At 46.3% G+C, this 19,409-nt stretch carries 13 protein-coding genes; 11 read left to right on the forward strand and 2 right to left on the reverse strand.

Going from position 1 to position 19,409, the window contains the following annotated elements; all coding sequences use genetic code 11:
* Positions 1 to 115 precede the first annotated feature (115 nt).
* Complete coding sequence (locus AC58QG_RS19210) at positions 116 to 841, reverse strand: GntR family transcriptional regulator (RefSeq protein ID WP_497363739.1); 726 nt, start codon at positions 839 to 841, stop codon at positions 116 to 118.
* Positions 842 to 1,207: 366 nt separating this feature from the next.
* Between AC58QG_RS19210 and AC58QG_RS19215 the strand changes: the two genes are divergently transcribed.
* The 6 genes from AC58QG_RS19215 (at position 1,208) to AC58QG_RS19240 (ending at position 8,356) form a co-directional block, all read left to right on the forward strand.
* Positions 1,208 to 2,245, forward strand: coding sequence for an extracellular solute-binding protein (locus AC58QG_RS19215; RefSeq protein ID WP_497363740.1), 1,038 nt, complete (start codon positions 1,208 to 1,210; stop codon positions 2,243 to 2,245).
* 77 nt (positions 2,246 to 2,322) lie between these two features.
* On the forward strand, positions 2,323 to 4,002 hold the full coding sequence (locus AC58QG_RS19220; protein WP_497363741.1) for an ABC transporter permease: 1,680 nt from the start codon (positions 2,323 to 2,325) through the stop codon (positions 4,000 to 4,002).
* A 46-nt stretch (positions 4,003 to 4,048) separates the two neighbouring features.
* Complete coding sequence (locus AC58QG_RS19225) at positions 4,049 to 5,104, forward strand: ABC transporter ATP-binding protein (RefSeq protein WP_497363742.1); 1,056 nt, start codon at positions 4,049 to 4,051, stop codon at positions 5,102 to 5,104.
* Positions 5,101 to 6,036 carry a sugar phosphate isomerase/epimerase family protein gene (locus tag AC58QG_RS19230; RefSeq protein WP_497363743.1) on the forward strand — a complete coding sequence of 312 codons (936 nt, stop codon included), beginning with the start codon at positions 5,101 to 5,103 and terminating at the stop codon, positions 6,034 to 6,036. Before AC58QG_RS19225 ends, AC58QG_RS19230 begins: the two co-directional genes overlap by 4 nt.
* 11 nt (positions 6,037 to 6,047) lie before the next feature.
* The gene (locus AC58QG_RS19235; protein ID WP_497363744.1) at positions 6,048 to 6,983 is read left to right on the forward strand and encodes a carbohydrate kinase family protein; all 936 of its coding nucleotides are present in this window, start codon (positions 6,048 to 6,050) and stop codon (positions 6,981 to 6,983) included.
* Complete coding sequence (locus AC58QG_RS19240; RefSeq protein ID WP_497363745.1) at positions 6,980 to 8,356, forward strand: family 4 glycosyl hydrolase; 1,377 nt, start codon at positions 6,980 to 6,982, stop codon at positions 8,354 to 8,356. The genes AC58QG_RS19235 and AC58QG_RS19240 overlap by 4 nt, the downstream gene beginning before the upstream one ends.
* Positions 8,357 to 8,435: 79 nt before the next feature.
* Here AC58QG_RS19240 and AC58QG_RS19245 read toward each other — a convergent pair whose 3' ends face one another.
* Complete coding sequence (locus tag AC58QG_RS19245; protein ID WP_497363746.1) at positions 8,436 to 9,881, reverse strand: S-layer homology domain-containing protein; 1,446 nt, start codon at positions 9,879 to 9,881, stop codon at positions 8,436 to 8,438.
* 312 nt (positions 9,882 to 10,193) lie between these two features.
* Between AC58QG_RS19245 and AC58QG_RS19250 the strand changes: the two genes are divergently transcribed.
* The 5 genes from AC58QG_RS19250 to AC58QG_RS19270 all read left to right on the forward strand — a co-directional run bounded on the left by AC58QG_RS19250 (position 10,194) and on the right by AC58QG_RS19270 (position 19,388).
* Positions 10,194 to 12,506: a glycoside hydrolase family 95 protein gene (locus AC58QG_RS19250; RefSeq protein ID WP_497363747.1), complete on the forward strand. Its 2,313-nt coding sequence runs from the start codon at positions 10,194 to 10,196 to the stop codon at positions 12,504 to 12,506.
* Between the two features lie 128 nt (positions 12,507 to 12,634).
* A complete protein-coding gene (locus AC58QG_RS19255) occupies positions 12,635 to 14,935 on the forward strand; it encodes a helix-turn-helix domain-containing protein (protein ID WP_497363748.1) in 2,301 nt (766 codons plus the stop codon).
* An 866-nt stretch (positions 14,936 to 15,801) separates the two neighbouring features.
* A complete protein-coding gene (locus AC58QG_RS19260; protein WP_497363925.1) occupies positions 15,802 to 16,707 on the forward strand; it encodes an ABC transporter permease in 906 nt (301 codons plus the stop codon).
* A gap of 14 nt (positions 16,708 to 16,721) precedes the next feature.
* Positions 16,722 to 17,618, forward strand: coding sequence for a carbohydrate ABC transporter permease (locus AC58QG_RS19265; RefSeq protein WP_497363749.1), 897 nt, complete (start codon positions 16,722 to 16,724; stop codon positions 17,616 to 17,618).
* A gap of 114 nt (positions 17,619 to 17,732) precedes the next feature.
* A complete protein-coding gene (locus AC58QG_RS19270) occupies positions 17,733 to 19,388 on the forward strand; it encodes a type 2 periplasmic-binding domain-containing protein (protein WP_497363750.1) in 1,656 nt (551 codons plus the stop codon).
* Positions 19,389 to 19,409 lie beyond the last annotated feature (21 nt).

Here is a 19,409-nt window from a genome sequence, read left to right on the forward strand (position 1 = left end):
ATGCCTTATTGCATCCATTCTAGTTGAAATCGTGTAATTGATTGAAAAAAGTTGCCTTTTTGCATTTCTCATTAGATGGAGAGTGACGTATTGGCAACAAGTTTTGTTCTAACATTTATTTCACGAACCGTTCCATCGTGAACTTGAAACGATCGCCGCGTACGAGACCGTAAGAATATTCAATCGGCTGCTCTTTATCGTTATACGTTAGTGATTCAAGTGAAAAAGCCGGCGAGCCCGCTGGGACATCCAACAGCTTGCTGACCATCTCGTCGAGTAAGACAGGCTCAATCGACTCGACTGAACGGTTAATGGCGACATTGTATTTGGAACGAAGAAGATCGAATAGGGATCCGGTACAGTCATCATTGATGAGTCCGGGGGCAACACGCCATGGCAAGTACGAGGTAACGTACTGTAAAGGTTCTGCATCGGCATATCTAACACGGACGAGTTTGATAACGGGGTCCTTCTCTTCTATTTGAAGCGTATCGGCTAATGTATCGTCTGCTGGAATAATAACAAACTCAATAACATTCGACAGTGATGAGATGCCCAAATCTTTCATTTGCTCAACAAACGTACGGATGTTTCGAGTCAATGATTCACGAATTTTCGGCTTGGAGACGAATGTGCCTTTGCCCTGAACACGTTGAATATGTCCTTCAAGCTCCAACTGCTGCAAAGCAAGCCGAATGGTTGTGCGGGAGACGTCGTATGTTTGACACAGCTCTGATTCAGTTGGCAGCTGATCCCCGAGTTTGTACTTACCTGACTTAATCAGCTCCAAAAGCTTCTCTTTCACCGTGTAATACAAGGAGGTGCCTTGCTTCACTTCCATCCTTACGTTCCCCCTAATAATTCAATGTACTTGAGTTAGAATGTCGTTATTACAAATTCTTAAGGTATCTATATTTATTATTGTAATCAAAATATGGTAAATCGTACAACATCTTTTTATATCAACGTTGGAAAGGCTTACACCTGTGAAACAAACGATATGAAATTGCTGTTGACAATGTACTTGTTATAATATTATATTATGAATGTAGTAACAACGCAACAAATAATACATACAAATGCCTATGTTGTTACAACAACTTAGAAATCTATTTTAGACTGCTTCACATGATTTGTAATTCAATTGGTAGTTGTTTTCATTGTCTCAGTAATAATTGATAGCTAACTTACTCAGGGAGGTTTCACAATGAACAATGTAAAACTTTTGAAAGCGCTCTCCATAGGTCTTGTCTTGACGGTAGCATTAACCGGCTGTGGCGGTACTAAAACAGAGCAAGCAACCAAATCTGCAGGCAATGAGTCATCAGTACCTAAGAAAGAGCTTTCTGGCAAAGTGGTTATATATACAGGTGCTGGGCCAGAAATCACCGATCCGCTGTTCGAGGGCTTCAAGAAGCAGTATCCGAAAATCAAACCTGAGATTGTAAAATCCGGTTCTGGTGAGTTGCTAGCACGGATTACTGCGGAGAAAGACAATCCAGGCGGCGACGTGCTGCTTGGTGGTGAGCCTTATTCTTTCGATATTCAAAAAGCAATGTTCGAGCCCTACGAGTCACCTACTGACAAAGAGATGATCCGCCAGGATCCGAATCATATTTGGCACGTATGGACGTTCATGCCGCAAGCGATTCTCGTAAATACCAAGCTTCTGAAAGATCCGAACGAGTGGCCGAAGTCGATCAAAGACTTGGCCGATCCGAAATGGAAAGCACAAAAAATCGCGTTTGCTGATCCGGGCAAGTCAGGAACAGGCGCAGGCATTTTGAACGGCATCGTCTCTTTGTATGATTGGGATTTTGTTCAGCAAATGTTGAAAAACGTTGAAGTATCCCCAGGTTCTGACGCGATGTTCGCAGCGGTGAAAGACGGAGCAGTGCCAATCGGTTTCATCAATGAAGACCTTGGCGCGAAGTGGGAGCAAACGAATTTGCCGGTGAAAATGATTTTCCCATCAGACGGTGTAACCAACGTGCTTGATTCACTTGCGATCATCAAGGGCGCGAAAGATATGGATAACGCCAAAGCATTCGTCGATTATATGGGCTCCAAAGAAGCACATCAAATTCTAAAAGATCAAATTCTTCGTCGTTCGACGCGCAAAGACATTCAGCCTCCGGCTGGCATGCAAGATTTAGGCAAGCTGAAAATGATCGAGAACAAGCAGCTATCCCGCGACGAACTGTCCAAGAACTTCGTTGATCGTCTTGAAAAAGCAAGAAAATAAGAGCTTGATGTTACCCTTTGCACTGGTGTCTCTCGCCGGTGCAAGGGGAAATATAAAGGGTTGGAGGTCCTAACGGGATGGGTGGAAACTTACTTAAACAGAGCATTAACAAAACTGTCAGGGACCCGTGGATCATCTTCGCATTCGTTTGTATGATCGTGTCTGTCGGTTTCATATTTTACCCGCAGCTTCAAACCATCCTCACTTCCTTTCAGAGTAAGGACGGCAGCGGCTTTACTTTCCACAATTTCATTGAATTTTTTCAGAAAAAACATTATACAACAGCCCTTTTCAACAGCCTGCAAGTTGTGGTGTATTCCACACTGCTCGCAACAGTACTTGCGGTCCCGCTGGCTTATTTATTCTCCAAATTCGATTTTCGTTTTAAAAATACGACGTTAACGTTGATTACGATGGCATCGTCGTCTCCTCCATTTCTTGGGGCTTATGCCTGGGTCATACTGTTGGGACGATACGGTGTATTAAATAAAATTATTGAAAGCTGGTTCCACTACGACTTGAACTGGAAGTTGCGTGGAGAAGCGGGGGTCGTCTGGGTTATTATCTGGCTCATATTCCCACTCGTGTTCTTGCTGAGCTACGATTCATTCTCTGGACAGGACCCGTCACTGAAGGAAGCGTCCATGAGTCTTGGTGCAAACAAGCGAAAGACGTTATGGAAGGTTGAAATTCCGTTAGCCATGCCTGGCATTATCACGGGGTTGTTCATGGCGGCGCTGGCAGCATTTTCGGATTTCGGTACACCCGCCATTATCGGGGGAGAGTTCCCGGTCATGCCGACGCTTGTTTACAGCGAATTTGTAAGCGAGGTCGGAGGCAATTTACACATGGCTTCGGCCGTCGGGGTTATCATGATTCTCGTCGCATCCGTGGCACTGATGATACAAAGGTATCTGCTTGCTAAGAAGACTTACGCTTCCGTCTCAGCTAAACGCTCCGTGCTTGTAAAGCCGAGCAAAGGAATGAAGGCTGTCATTGTGACGTACATAAGCGCTATTCTCACCATGTCCTTCCTGCCGCATATCACACTGCTCGTCGTCTCTTTGATGAAGTGGAAGTGGGGCGTACTGACGAATCAGTTCACACTCATCAATTATGTAAACTTGTTCAAAAGCCATCTGGCTCCGATCGGCGTTAGTTTCTTCCTGGGTTCGATGTCGACGATACTGGACATTATTTTCGGTGTGGGTATCGCCTACCTGATCGTACGTAAGCGTTACAAGTTCATTTCGAGCTTCGTGAATATTTCCATGATGGTTCCCTATATTATCCCGGGTACAGTGCTAGCGATTGGATTTATCGTCGTGTTTAACAAGCCGCCGATTATCTTGACAGGAACATGGATCATTCTAGTGCTTGTCTCATTCATCCGTAAGCTGCCTTTCTCGATCAAAAGCTCAGAATCATCACTCTACCTTGTACACAAAGCGCTTGAGGATGCTGCGCTCATGTGTGGAGCGAGACCGTTTACAGCTTTCAAAGACGTGACGTTCAAGCTGATGATTGGTGGTGTTATTTCCGGGGCGACGCTTTCGTTCTTGCAAATTATGACGGAGCTCAGTTCAACACTGATTTTATACCGACCACCTTGGGTTACGATGCCAGTCGTCATTTTCCAAAATGCGATGACGGCAGGAGCTGATTTTGGAATCTCGGCCGCTATGGGGGTCGTGCTCATGACTTGCATTTATATCCCGCTGCTTCTTGTTAACAAAAATTCACGAAAGAAAGTATAGGGAGTTTGGTGAAAAAGAAGCAAAGAACGGGTAAGGAGGATTACCAGTGAACGGTACTATAAATTCAACGGCTATTTCAATTAAACATATACGCAAAAGCTTCGGGGATAACCCGATTCTGAAGGACATCTCGTTCGAGATTAAGCCAGGGGAATTTTTCACACTGCTTGGTTCGTCGGGCTGTGGCAAAACGACGCTGCTTCGCTGTATCGCCGGCTTTGAGAAAGCAGATAGCGGCAGCATCTTATTCGGCGACACCGATGTACTTCCGCTCAATCCGTGGGAGAAGAACATTGGCTTCGTCTTCCAAAATTACGCGCTGTGGCCGCACATGACGATTTTTGAGAATATTGCTTATGGTCTGAAGATGCGCAAAATGGATAAAAAGAGTATCCAAGAAAAGGTAGCATGGGCGCTTGATATGATCAACTTAAGCGGCGCCGAAGGCCGTTACCCTGGCGAGCTAAGCGGTGGTCAGCAGCAGCGTATTTCCATTGCGAGAGCACTCGTACTGAACCCGCAAGTACTTCTTCTTGACGAACCGCTAAGTAACTTGGATGCGAAGCTGCGTATCAAGATGCGCAAAGACATCAAAGAAATTCAGAAGCGTCTTGGCATTACTTCGATCTACGTGACGCATGATCAGGAAGAAGCACTCGAGCTTTCCGACCGAATCGCTGTCATGGAAAAAGGAAACGTCATGCAGGTAGGCACACCAGAGGAAATTTATGAAACGCCGGCGAACAGCTTCACAGCCAACTTTGTTGGCCGAAGCAATCAGATAAAAGGCACCATTCGTGGCGGAACATTTTACGCACTTGGCGAAACGCCTATTCCGCTTCGCGGCTTGAACCGCAAGGATGGAGATACACTTCTCTGTTTCCGCCCTGAAAATGTAAGGGTTCGTCATGAGGAACCAGATTCTGTGAATGGGTTTAAGGTAAAAGCTTTGGAATCCAGCTACCGAGGTAACTTCGTGCAAGGTACGGTTGCATTAAGTGAGAATGTCAGCTTCCTTGTGGACTGGCGAGAAAGAATGGAAGAAGGCAGAGAGCTCTCCGTCGAGATCTCCAAATACCTCTTCTATGATGAGGACAAATGATGAACGTTAAAGGGATTGGCATTAGTCTCAATGCAGACATGGTAAATGGGGATTTGGAAGCGCTGGAGAAACATATCGGATATATCGCCGATGCAGGTGGCGACTACGTTGAACTCATCATGCACGGCCTGGACGTTGTTATCGATGGTAAGGTTCATCCGAGAAGGTTGGAGCGTGTTCGCGCGGTTTTGGCCAAATTTCAGGTCGGCTACACGATGCACTTACCCTACGAGCTTAACTTATTATCCCTTGAAAAGGGGGACGATTATTACCGCTGCTTTGAAGCAGGAATCGAGCTTTCAGCGGCGCTTGGCTGCCAAACGATCGTGTACCACAGTTCATTTGCGCAGCTGACGGAAGCGAATATGCCACAGTATTATGCCAAGTACGGCAAGCTGTATCGTGAAGAACTGTTTGCCATATTGGTCGAAGAAGATGCGAACCGTTTGCGGGAACTCGGCCGTTTGGCCCAGCGCCACGGGATTTCGATCGGTGTGGAAAACAACATTTGGTACGACATCAAGAATGAATATACCTACGGGATTCGCCCTCAGCAGGTTGTCGAGCAGATCAAGCGGATTGGGCTGGATAATGTCGGCATGACGCTGGATATAGGCCATTGCTACTTGACATCGATTGCCTACAAGTACGATTTCAAGCAGGCGATTATCGAAGTGCTCCCGTACGTAAAGCATCTGCATGTGCATGACAATTTCGGCAAACTAAAAGATGCCAAAACTTATATGAGCAATTTGCCTTACGGCTACGGGGATCTACATTTGCCAGTCGGCTGGGGATCCATTCCTTACGAGGATGTGTTCCAGTGGATTTCTGACTATACGGGAATCGTTAACATGGAGATTGAATTCCGGCTGTACCCGCATTTTCAAGAGTCGGTTGAGGAAATGAAAATGATGTTAGCGTCAAAATAAGGAGATGACAGATGGTGAACGTTGATGTTCTCGTATGCGGCCCCATCTTCACGGATATTGTGTTCTCGAACGTTCCGCGGATGCCAAAACCGGGGGAAGAGGTTTTCGGACAAGGCTTTGAATTTACTTGCGGAGGCAGCACGTACATTACTTCTGTCGCTATGGCGCGGTTAGGCATGAACATTGCGGTAGCCGCTCCGCTGGGAAATGATTTCCTGAGTCAATTTACTAGGGAGCAACTGCAGCGTGAAGGGTTGACGGCTGCACATGCCTACACCGTTGATCGTCCGATGAGGCAAGTTACGGCTGCGATTAACACGGAAGGCGACCGTGCCTTCGTTACCTACCAAGACCCGTTGGATGATGTGGGTTATCAGAATCATTTATTGGATCTCCTCGATACGATTGACGCGTCGATGCTGATCGTGAATGCGAGGCTGGAGTATCGGCCAGTTATTGAAAAAGCCCGCAGCAAAGGCATGCGCATCGTGCTCGACATCGGTTGGGACGACGAATGGATTTATAGTCGGGAGTTAAAGGAGCTGCTGCAGCTCGGCCATTTTTTTACGCCGAATCTTGCGGAAGCCCTGGCGATCACGGGGAAACAGACGCCGGAGGAAGCGCTGGAAGCGCTGCACGGTATCGTCGAAATGCCGATTATTAAGCTGGGAGCGGCGGGTGCGATCTTCCCGACGGTTGGAGGCATAGGGCACGTCGCAGGTAACCCGGTGGAAACGCCGGTCGATACGACGGGCGCGGGCGACAATTTTTTGGCAGGGTTATTGGCGGGTGTATTGAAAGGCTGGACGCTGGAAGAAGCGATTCAGCTCGGCAATTATTGCGGCGGACAATCGGTACTTGGCATTGGCGGTACGGCTGCCTCTCCGACATGGGAGCAAGTGAAAAGGGACTTCATAATTAATCATCTAGGGGGAGAAACAAGATGAAATTAGCAATATTAGGTGGAGCAGGAATGAGAACCGCACTACTCGTGAATGGCCTGGTACGTCATTCGGAGGAGCTTCAGTTCGATGAAGTTGCACTTTTTGACAACGATGAAGAACGCTTGATGATTATGGGGCGTTTATCGGAATATATTGCGAAGACGAAGGAAGCGCCATTCCGCGTCACGTTTACAACCGATGTTCGCGAAGCGTTAACAGGTGCGGATTTCATCTTTTCCGCCGTTCGTGTCGGTCAGGAAGAAAGCCGTGTTCATGATGAGCGCGTAGCATTGAAGTATGGTGTATTGGGACAGGAAACGACGGGTCCGGGTGGCTTCGCTATGGCGCTGCGTACGATTCCGGTTATGATCGAGTACTCCCGCATCATTAATGAAGTTTGTCCGAATGCTTGGCTGCTCAACTTCAGCAATCCGTCAGGATTGCTTGCACAAGCGTTGAACACATACGGCCAATGTAAAACAATCGGTATTTGCGACGCGCATGCCGGCATGAAAAACGCGCTCAGTAAGTTTTTGAGGGTTCATCACTCTAGGCTGCAGGTTGACTATTTCGGTCTGAATCATCTGGGCTGGATTCCAAAAGTATATATGGATGGCGTTGATCAACTGCCGATGATCCTTGACCGCTTCGAGGAATTGGCCAGAGGCGCACACGTTTTCAGCTTCTTCGAGCCAGAACTTATTCGTAACATTGGCATGCTGCCGAACGAGTACTTATACTATTTCTACTACCATGATCTATCGGTGCGTAACATTTTGGAAACGGGTGAAACACGTGGCGAGCAAATCGTTAAGCTGAACCGCCCGTTGTTGGCACGTATTGCGCCGCTCATCCGCGAAGGCAAACTTGCGGAAGCATGGAAAGATTACAACGAGACATTGGATAAGCGCTCAAGTACATATATGTCGCGTGAAACTTCCGGCGCTGTTCATAATATTCACGAGAATGAAGCGGAAGCTTTTAACCAGTTCGAAGAAGAAGGCTACGAAGGGCTTGCGATCAACGTGATCAAGGGCATTCACCAGAACAAGCAGCAAGTGTTGACGCTGAACGTTCCGAACCGTGGTACAATCGCAGGTTTGAAGGACGACGATGTCGTTGAAGTACCATGTATTGTGAACCGGAATGGTCCGACTCCACTTACTGTAGGTACAGTTCCAGATATCGCGATGTCGCTCATCCAACCGGTGAAAACTTACGAGCGCTACGCTGTTGAAGCTGCGGTCAAAGGTGATTATCAAGCTGCGCTGAACGCGCTGACAGTGCATCCGTTGGTACCGTCGTTTACAGTTGCCAAGGCGATTATGGACGAATATTTGCAGGTGCATAAGCAGTACTTGCCACAGTTTCAATAAATGACATGCGCGTGAAAGTTGCTTGGAAGAGTCTGATGATAGTTCATCAGACTCTTTTTGTTTTATTACGCAGTAGCTTCTAATGAAGCACCGCTGTTGCCAAAAACGTGCGTAGCGAGAGAAGGATAGCCTGCTCCCGCGTGGTATTACCGTGCGGATCGAGCTTGTTGCCAGCAACGCCATTCATGATGCCGTAGTTCACAACAAAGTTCATTGCATCCTGCGCCCAGCTCGAGATGGAGCCTGAGTCATTGAAGGTCGTTTTTGTAGTTGTATCTATGATTACGCCTGGCTTTGCTAATTTCACCGTCCGCAGCAGCATGACGCTCATCTCTTGGCGGGAGATGGGGTTCTTAGGCCCGAAGGTATCGTTCGTCAAGCCGTTCACAATCCCCAACCGATACGCTTGGTTCACATGCACATTATTCGTATCTTTAAATACGGGATTGTAGTCAGGTGCTAGTGTTTTCCCCGTCAACTTCTCATACAGCCGAACAGCAAGCCCGGCAAAATCCTCTCTCGTAATCGCCTCTGTATATTTACTTAATGTTTCACTGGTTGTCAATCCGAGCCCGAATGCTTGCTTCAACTCAGGCAAGGCCCATGAACTAGCACCAGTAAAGATGTCTGGTACATTCGTAATAACACCGTCCACTTTCGAAATGAGATCAGATGAAACCGTGATCCGCGCAATATCATCGAGGATGTTTAATTTGGTTTTACCTGGTTTCAGAACGGGTTGTATACCGGACCCTTTCAATAGAGGCGCATCGATTTTGACAACGTCTTTAATTCCGGCGAGTGGAGCCGAAGACTCCACGATCGTTACGGCTTCTCCGGGAATCAAATACTCGGGAATGGCATATTGGTCAATGATCGGCTTGATTTGGTACACGTACCAAGTGTCCTGGGTTTTACTAGTTTGCGTATCTACAAAGGATACTTGGCCAATAGAATCTGTTTTACCTGTAAGAGTGAAAGTCTTCTTGCCATCAGGTCCTGTTCGCGTAATGTCGTAGCGTGATTCCATATTCGAATTATCCAGCCAAGTTAGTGTGACGGATCCATTGGAGTTGGCTGCGGCTTTCACATCGGTCGGACCGCCAGGTTGCTTCACGCTAAAGTATTCCGACACATAATCGTCCTCACTGTTGCTACCTAAGAGGGGATCGAACCATGCATGTATGCGAAAGCGAACAGAGGTGAGGCTAGCATCGATCGGGAGCGTTAGTGCGCCACCTTCCCCGCGTGTGAGTGAGATCCAGCTTACCCCATTATCACGCGAATAGAACAAAGCATCGTCTAAAGTTGTAGACACAACCTTTGTTGTACTGTACATAATGACGAATGGCACCTCTGCGGTTACATAGGGAAGCTTATCATCCCAGTCACCACCTATTGGGCGCAGGCTGATGCTATAAATGTCTGCCTCTGCGCTAGCCTTGGATTCCCCAACTGTTACACCTGTCAATAACAGTGCACTAGCCGTCAAGAGCAGCGAAATTTTTCTCCAAATTGGATACATGCCCAGCCTCCTTCATACCGTGAATCAGCATTTTGAGGCTAGCATAACAGCCAACTTGTTTGCTGTCTATGAGTGAAATGGGCTAATTTTCCATTTTAGTGTAAGCGAAAAACCACTTATTTTAGCAAATCTGAGTATCGTCAAATTATACGGACAACCCTGAAGGGGGAAATGGATGCTGGAATGAGAGATGTACCCTTTCTGTTGCGGCAATTGTACGTGGAATACCGCAATTGTACCTATCTATGTCGGAGAAATATCCCCTACAATAAGCATAAAGAAAGCGCAATCATTACAGGGGGATTTACACTTATGAATGAAATGAAGCTATGGTATGCTCGTCCTGCCTCGAACTGGTCGCAAGGTTTGCCTATCGGAAATGGAAGATTGGGGGCCATGATCTACGGCGGCGTGGAACATGAAACCTGGAGCCTAACAGAAGTGACCTATTGGTCAGGGAAGCTGGAAGTGATTCCTGGTCAATCCAACCTTAGAGCGGATCTGGATCAAATGAGGGAGCATTTTTTTGCTGGGGATTATAAGCGGGGAGATGAGCTGGCGAAGCAGTCCCTACAGCCTAAAAAAGGAAACTTCGGCACGAACTTATCGATGTGCGATGTTCAACTAACGTTTGATCATCAAGGCGATCAATTGGTTCGGGAGCTAGATCTTCATAGCGCTTGCACACGGACAGATTACATCTCCAACGGGCATAGACGAACAAGAGAGGTTTGGGCTTCGCATCCGGATGGAATCGTAGCCTCACGATTATCTAGCGATCAGTCTGGCGGCATGTCACTCACGGTGAACATTCTCGGAAGAACAGATCGGTTTACTGCAACATTAATCGGTAACGATACGTTTGTTTTTGAGGGGCAAGCAACGGAAAGTATGCATAGTAACGGGGAGTGCGGTGTAAGCTGCCAAGGCGTGCTGAAAGTCATTGCGGGTGGCGGTAGCGTGACCGCAGACGCTGGCCAAATTAGGATAGACAACGCAGATGACGTCGTGATTTATTTGGCAGCGAACACCGATTACGGCAGAAGCGATGACGCGTGGAGGACACAGTCGTTGCGCCAAGTCGAGAGCGCCATAGCTAAAGGATATGAGCGGCTGAGAGAAGACCACGTGGCGGATTATCGCCGTCTGTACGACAGAGTCAACCTAGACCTAGGCGTAACCAGTCATTCTAGCTTACCAACAGACGAAAGAATACAGCTGTTCCTGAAGGGGCAGGTTGATGATCCGCAATTATTTGCCTTATTTTATCAATATGGTCGCTATCTGACGATTGCCGGGTCAAGGGCGGATTCTCCGCTGCCGCTCAATCTGCAAGGGATTTGGAACGATGGCGAAGCCAATCGTATGCAATGGAGCTGTGACTATCATCTGGATATCAACACGCAAATGAATTATTTCCCAACGGAAGTAAGCAATTTGGCGGAATGCCATCTTCCCTTAATGCGATTCATTGAGCAATTAGCGGGGAGTGGAAGATCAGCAGCGCAGCATTTCTATGGCTGTGAGGGATGGGTTGCTCACGTATTTACCAACGCTTGGGGATTCGCATCACCTGGCTGGGAAACGTCGTGGGGGCTGAACGTAACGGGTGGCTTGTGGATTGCCACACATCTTCGTGAGCACTATGAATTCGGTCTCGATCAGGCTTTTCTGGCAGAGACGGCGTATCCTGTGCTGAAAGAAGCTGCTGCCTTTTTCCTCTACTATATGACGGTTCACCCGAAGTATGGCTGGTTGGTAACAGGTCCGTCGAATTCGCCTGAGAACAGCTTCTATGTGGATGATCCGAAGAGAAGCGAGTATCAATTATCTATGGGCTCTACGCTAGACCAGGTATTGGTACGCGATTTATTTGTATTTTGCCTAGAAGCATCGGAATTGCTACAGGTGGATAGGGAGCTGCAACAGAAGCTTAAGATGGCCATTGCTATTCTGCCGCCGTTGATGATTGGACAAAGAGGACAATTGCAGGAGTGGCTGGAGGATTATGAAGAGGCACAGCCAGACCATCGCCACTTATCCCATCTCTTCAGCTTATACCCCAGTAATCAGGTGACACCTGAAGGTACACCAGAGCTCAGCGCTGCAGCAAGGGTAACCTTGGAGAATCGCATGGATCGTGAAACGTTAGAGGACGTTGAGTTTACGTTAGCCGCACTTGCAGCGAATTTTGCCAGATTGCAAGATGGCGAGAATGCCTATAAGCATCTGACGCATTTAATTGGTCATTTGTGTTTTGACAATTTATTAACCTACTCCAAGGCAGGGATCGCTGGGGCTGAAACGAATATATTTGTGGTGGACGGTAATTTTGGCGGTACAGCGGCTATAGCGGAAATGCTGTTGCAAAGCCATGCAGGAGGCATTCATATTCTGCCAGCCCTTCCGGCCAAGTGGCACACGGGTAAGGTCACAGGCTTGCGTGCAAAAGGGAACGCAGAGGTGGATGTCACTTGGGCGAACGGTCAGTTGGTCGAGGCGACCATAAGGGCATTTTCAGTAGGTCGATTGTTCCTTCGTTACCGAGATCGCAAGGTCGAGCTCGTTCTGGAACCCAACTGCTCGTACCAAATCGACGGTAGTTTGTTCATAAAACTGATCTGAATATCAAGTAGACCAAGGCAGCTACAGTCGGTATAAACGTAGTTGCCTTTCCTTTGTTTATACAGAAAAAGACATGGTATAATGAAAATCAATTTAGATAACGCTTTCATACATGGGGGGATAGGGGCATGCCGAAGTTCTCACGAATATTCCGTAAATTTCTGATCTCCTATATCGTAATCTTGTTTATTCCGAGCATTGCCGGATATATGTCATACCGTACTGCGATTGCGGTGACGCAATCCGTATCCATTGAGAATAACGTGACACAACTTCGGAAGAGTCAAGATATTTTGGAGCGAAGGATGGCTGAGGTAGAAGGTTTCACAAGGCAGCTGGCGCTGAATCAGGAACTGAGTGTTCTCATGAATGAGAAGGGAATGGATGAGAAGGTCAATCTGTATGGCATTTGGAAAGTAAATAATGATATTAAAGCATTTAGCCAGACCAATGATTTCTTACAGCAATTTTTTATCTATTTAAATAATTATAACGTGCTCTTAACGCCGGCCTCCTCCTATTTCCAGCCTGAACGATATTATCAGTCCTTTCACTACAAGGATCTACCTGCGGATGAATGGAAACGAACACTATTAGACCAAACGCACAATAGGGAAATCATACCGCTGAAGCCCTTTATCACGAATGGTGCGCAAACCGCTGTGATTACCTATATACAATCGCTCCCGTTGGATAGCTTTAATGGCTCCGCACGTGCTACGGTCGTTGTTCTCATAGACGAAAAAGTCATATCCAGCCTATTATCGGACCTTAAAGATCAATACGGCGGTTGGTCTCACATTAGTGATGCCCAAGGACATACCATAAGTTTGCTTGGTATTAATGAATCGGACGCGGCGAAGTTAGCCTCAGACACCAGCTTTGATCAATCGAAAGCGAGTCAATTCTATAACGATGATTTGGTCATTACGATTCGTTCCAAGACCACAGGATGGGTATATCGAGCAGGAATCCCTAGACATGTTTTAATGGAGAACGCGAATAAAATCAAATATATTACGTGGTCTGTGACAAGTGCCGCTCTTGTGGTGGGATTGTTGGTCGGACTGTGGCAAGCTTACAGAAATAGTTCCCCTATGCATAGATTGCTGAATGTGATGAAAGACCAGTTCGGCAAAGATGCGGCTGTGGGACGCAATGAGTATGACTTTCTACAGGGTAATATTTCGAACATGATTTCTAACAATAAGCGACTCGAAAATGAATTGAACCGGCAGCTCCCTTTAATTCGGGATGCTTTCTTGAAAAGGCTTATCGCAGGCGAATTCCGATCGCTGGAAGAGATTGCAGCAGCTGCCGAACAAGCCAATACAGGGTTACAAGCAGATACGGGTTACACAGGTATTTTGCAAATCAAAGGGTACTCCGGCATGGACAGCGTCGACATTCTTAACGAGTTAAGTGCGGCTCGACTGATTATGAAACAGACGCTGCACGATCTTGGGTGGCTTGTCCATATGACGGATCTGGGGGCCGATCGGGTTGTGGTCATCTTTGAAGGCATAGCGGCAGCAGAAAACAAGGAGACAGCCAATAAGGAGATTGAGCGAATTCTGAATGAGCTTGCTGAATTTGTATTTAACGAGTATAAAATTACGATTATCGCAGCGATGGGCAATCCATTTACCACGGTAATGGAGGTCAGCCACACGTACGAGCAAGCAACACAGGCATTAGAGTATGCCCTGCACATGAATCGAAAAGGGGTTCTATGGTTCTCCGATGCTCGGTTGGAAAGTGACACTTATTATTATCCGTTAGATATTGAACTGCGCTTAATCAGTACGATCAGAGCGGGGGATCTTGACGAAGCCAGACGGATTCTGGACGCGATTATTGCGCAAAACATTGAAAATCGTGAACTGTCCATCGAAATGAAGCATCAGCTTATCGGTGAGCTGAAGGGCACTTTTCTGAAGTTGCTTTACCAGAAAACATTTCAGGAGTCCGACATTTTCGAGGCTGTGAAAAATCGCGTTGCTGACATTCAGGCCAATGAAGAAATGGATGCCATTCGGCAAGATATCGATGGCATTATGGCATCCTTATGCGGGTTAATTGCCAATAAAAAGAACGATCATCATAATAAAACCGTGGAGCAGGTGATGAAGTATATTGCTGAGATGTACAGTGATCCTGATCTCAACTTATATCGCGTGGCAGAAAAGGTGGAGCGTCCAGAGAAGTATATTTCCAACCTATTCAAAGAGGTAACGGGGAAGAATTTATCAGATCATTTGGAACAGGTGAGAATGGATCAAGCGGCTAATTTGTTAAAAGGAGATGCGTACACGGTAGATGAAATTGCTGCGCGTGTCGGATACAATAGCTCGCATTCTTTCCGCAGAGCGTTTAAGCGAGTGCTCGGTGTTTCGCCAAGTTCATATAGGCAGTCTATAACGGAATAAAGGTTTCTAGATTAAGCTAAGCGGATTAATTACGCTTGGCTTTTTTTTGGTCTCGCGGGTGAGAGCGAAGTGGGAGGCTTGAGGGCGTGCGAATAAGTCGATTATTTCGACTTATTCGGTCGGAAAGCAGCCCTGGCGTGCGAATAAGTCGATTATATCGACTAACTCGGTCGGAAAGCAGCTCCGGCGTGCGAATAAGTCGATTTTATCGACTAACTCGGTCGGAAAGCAGCCCTGGCCCGCGATTAAGTCGATTTTATCGACTAACTCGGTCGGAAAGCAGCCTTGGCTCGCGAATAAGTCGATTATATCGACTAACTCGGTCGGAAAGCAGCCTTGGCTCGCGAATAAGTCGATTATATCGACTAACTCGGTCGGAAAGCAGCCCTGACCCGCGATTAAGTCGATTTTATCGACTAACTCGGTCGGAAAGCAGCTCCGGCCCGCGAATAAGTCGATTTTATCGAGTAGCCCAACTTAATTGCCCCAACCACCTCGCACGGAAGGAATTAAGGGGAAATAGTTCGGCAGAATCGGACTATTTGTCCTTTTCAAAAAGGAATCCTCGTTTTAATTCGGAGATATCGGACTAACGCCGCTTCGGCAAGAGCCGCTAGAGCTACCTAAGTGGATCGTATCCTCATAGGCGAAGTTGGATGACCGATTGAAAGATGTACCCTTCATTTAACGGTAATTGTACGTGAAATAACGCAATTGTACCTATCTAATACGGGCAATTATCCCCTAGAATAAGGCTCAAGAAAGCGCAACCAGTTGCGAGACAGATGATCTTAGGGGGTTTTGTTTTGAATAAAGGACTAGTCACCAGTCAAAGATCGCTGATCAAAAGCAGTCGACTTGGCATCATGGAGGCAGCGACCAGAAGCTTCAAGAAGCACTGGCAGCTGTATCTGCTCATCATTCCACCGGCGTTGTATTTCCTTATATTCAAGTATTACCCGATATTGAACGCGGTGCTTGCCTTCAAGGACTACAATGTCACGAAAGGCATCTGGGGAAGCCCATGGGTAGGGTTTAAGAACTTTCAGTTATTTTTTGAAAATCCGTTGTTCTGGACATTAGTTAAGAACACGATTTTTATTAGTGGTTACTTGTTAATTGTTGGTTTCCCGATTCCCATTTTGTTGGCGTTGGCGATCAATGAAGTGCGCAACCAGCGCTTCAAAAAGCTTGTCCAACTCGTTTCCTTTGCACCTTATTTTATATCTACCGTTGTGATGGTGTCCATTATTATGCTCTTTCTGGCGCCTCGACTCGGCTTTGTGAACGTGGTGATGAATCATTTCGGTATGGATTCGATCAATTTTCTGGGAGAGCCCGGCATGTTTCGCTCGATCTATGTGTGGTCGGACATTTGGCAGACGGCTGGTTATTACTCGGTCATTTTCTTAGCTGCTTTAGCAGGCGTGGACCCCTCCCTCTATGAGGCGGCCAAAGTAGACGGTGCTTCACGGTTACAGAAAATTATCCACGTTGATTTGCCTGGCATTTTGCCCACGATAGTCATCGTATTCATCTTGAATGTAGGTAATGTGATGGCGATTGGCTTCGAAAAGGTCTATTTATTGCAAAATCCACTGAATACGGTAAATTCCGAGATTATCGCGACTTATGTGTACAAAGTGGGACTGCTGAATGCGAATTACAGCTTCGCCACAGCCGTCGGATTGTTTAATTCGGTGATCAATTTAATCCTACTCATTGTTGTAAATAGATTGGCTAGGAAATTTTCCAATCATAGTATTTGGTAAAAAGGAGTGCAGCTATGTCTACGATCAAAGCAAGGGTGAAAGATTCGCTAGGAGATAAAATTTTCTTGATTACCGTTTACGTACTTCTGAGCCTCTTACTCATTGTTGTATTATATCCGCTTATTTACGTGATCAGCAGCTCGTTCAGCAGTCCTTCTGCTGTCACTTCCGGTAAAGTATGGTTGTGGCCCGTTGAGCTGTCGCTCAAAGGGTACAATACGTTAATTCATAACCAGAAAGTGGTGGTTGGTTATGGAAATTCCCTTTTTTATACAGGTGTAGGAACTATCATTAGTGTGGTGCTTACCATTATGATTGCGTATCCGCTTTCTAGGAAAACGTTCTTTGGTAAGAATGTACTGATGATGTTAATTACGTTTACCCTGCTGTTCAGCGGTGGGTTAATTCCGACTTACTTGGTCGTCAAGCAGATGGGACTGATTGATACGAGATGGGCGCTGCTCATTCCGAACGCTATTTGGGTATGGCAGGTCATCATCACGAGATCCTTCTTCCAATCCGCGATTCCAGATGAACTGTTTGATGCAAGTGAAATTGATGGCTGCAGTGATTTCAGATTTCTGAGAAGCGTTGTCGTGCCGTTGTCGAAACCGATCATCGCGGTTCTTGTCTTAATTTATGCTGTCGGCCAATGGAACGCGTACTTCGATGCTTTGATTTATCTCAAATCGGCTAGTTTGTTCCCACTTCAGTTGATTTTGCGCAGTATTATCATTCTCAACAACAGCTCGAATGCAACCGATGCCTTGAAGCAAGTAGAAAGACAGCAGCTTGCGGAAGCGTTGAAATATTCCCTCATTGTCGTCACAACACTGCCGGTGTTGATTATTTATCCGTTTGTTCAGCGTTTCTTCGTACAAGGCATGTTGGTGGGTTCTGTAAAAGGTTAAGACACGGCTCTGCCCTGTGGATTCCATTGAAAGGGGTGATTCATTTCAGGTAATGCTGGTAGTCGGTCTAAGATCGGGGTTATACTAAATGCATGAAAAAAGGGAGCGATACATGTGAAAAAGGGTCTTGTAAGCGCACTAATGGTCATTATGATGTCTAGTTTGTTTCTTGCCGCATGCTCAAAGGATGATGCAGCATCAGTGTCTCCAGCAGCAACAGGAGGTACAGCGAGTGGTCCTGTCGCGATCAGCATGTTTGCTCAACAAGATACGGCGATCGACTTGAAGACGAATAAATTTACGAAATTCATGGAAGAAAAGTTCAATGCCAAGTTCAATTTTGAAATTATCCCGTTTGATGGTGCCAAAGAGAAGAGACAGATTTCACTGGCAAGCGGTGATTATCCGGATTCCTATATGTTGACGGCATGGATCGACCAGTTTTCACAAGCTGATATTCTGAAATACGGGAAGCAAGGCATTTTAATTCCTTTAAATGATTTAATTGATCAGTATGCACCGAATATTAAGGCGGCTATGGCTAAGGACGCTACATTAAAGAGCTTTAGTACGGCGCCGGATGGCAAAATTTATGGATTAGGTTCTTATACGCAATGCTTCCACTGTTCGTATCCGAACAAAATGTGGATCAATACCAAATGGTTATCCAAAATGAATCTCGAGATGCCGAAAACGACCGAAGACTTCAAGAAAGTACTTCAAGCCTTCAAGAAGGGTGATCCCAACGGTAACGGCAAAGCCGACGAAGTTCCGCTAAGTGGATCCACAGAAGATTTTGGCGTGCATATCATTCCGTTTCTCATGAATGGCTTCATTTATGATGATGACCGTAATTACCTGACTATGACGAGTGGGAAAGTCGATACAGCAGCGAATAAGCCAGAATGGAAAGAAGGCCTCGCGTATATTAAATCTTTGTATGACGAAGGATTAATTGATCCAGGTGCATTTACGCAAAATGCGGAAGCATTCAAGAAAATTGGTGAGAACGCAGGGACGCAGATTCTTGGGATTGGTGCAGGCATGCATCCCGCTATTTTCGTAAACATTGATAAAGGAAACAAAAACTCGGCCGATTACAATCCGGTACCTCCACTTACAGGGCCACACGGTTCGCTAGCAACGCATGATGGTGGCGGATTGACGCCAGGCGCGAAATTCGTCATTACGAACAAAGCTACGAAAGAAGAGCAGATCACGTTAATTAAGATGGTTGATTACATGTTTACATTTGAAGGTCAAACGAATGCGGCGTCAGGTATGGAAGGGATCGACTGGAGAAAGCCGAAAGAAGGCGAGGTCGCTCTGGGTAAAGGTGTGAAACCGCTCATGGCGTCTATTCCAGCAGTAGAAGGAGAGGCACCGCATAATGCAGGCTGGAGCGGAATGGGCCACTTCTACCAACCAAGTGAATATAGAGACAGCATCGTTCAAGGAACAGATGTGTATGATTCAGCAAACTACGAACGCAGATTGTACAATGCAACACTCATGTACCAAGGTCACGAGCCGAAGGAGATTTACCCTGCCTGGGCTGTATGGGTTGATCCTACACAAACCGATGAAGCAAGTATTCTGCAAACAAATCTCAAAAATTATATCGATCAAAACGCGTTGCAATTCATTACTGGAAATAAGGATTTAACTAAGGATTGGGATGCTTATGTGAAAGGACTGGATAATTTGAAGGTTGGACGTTATCTGGAAATTTTACAAAAGGCGTATGACAGTTCTTCGTATAAAAAATAAGAATAGCGAGAATCAGGTGCT

Source organism: Paenibacillus sp. J22P169, assembly GCF_059691995.1.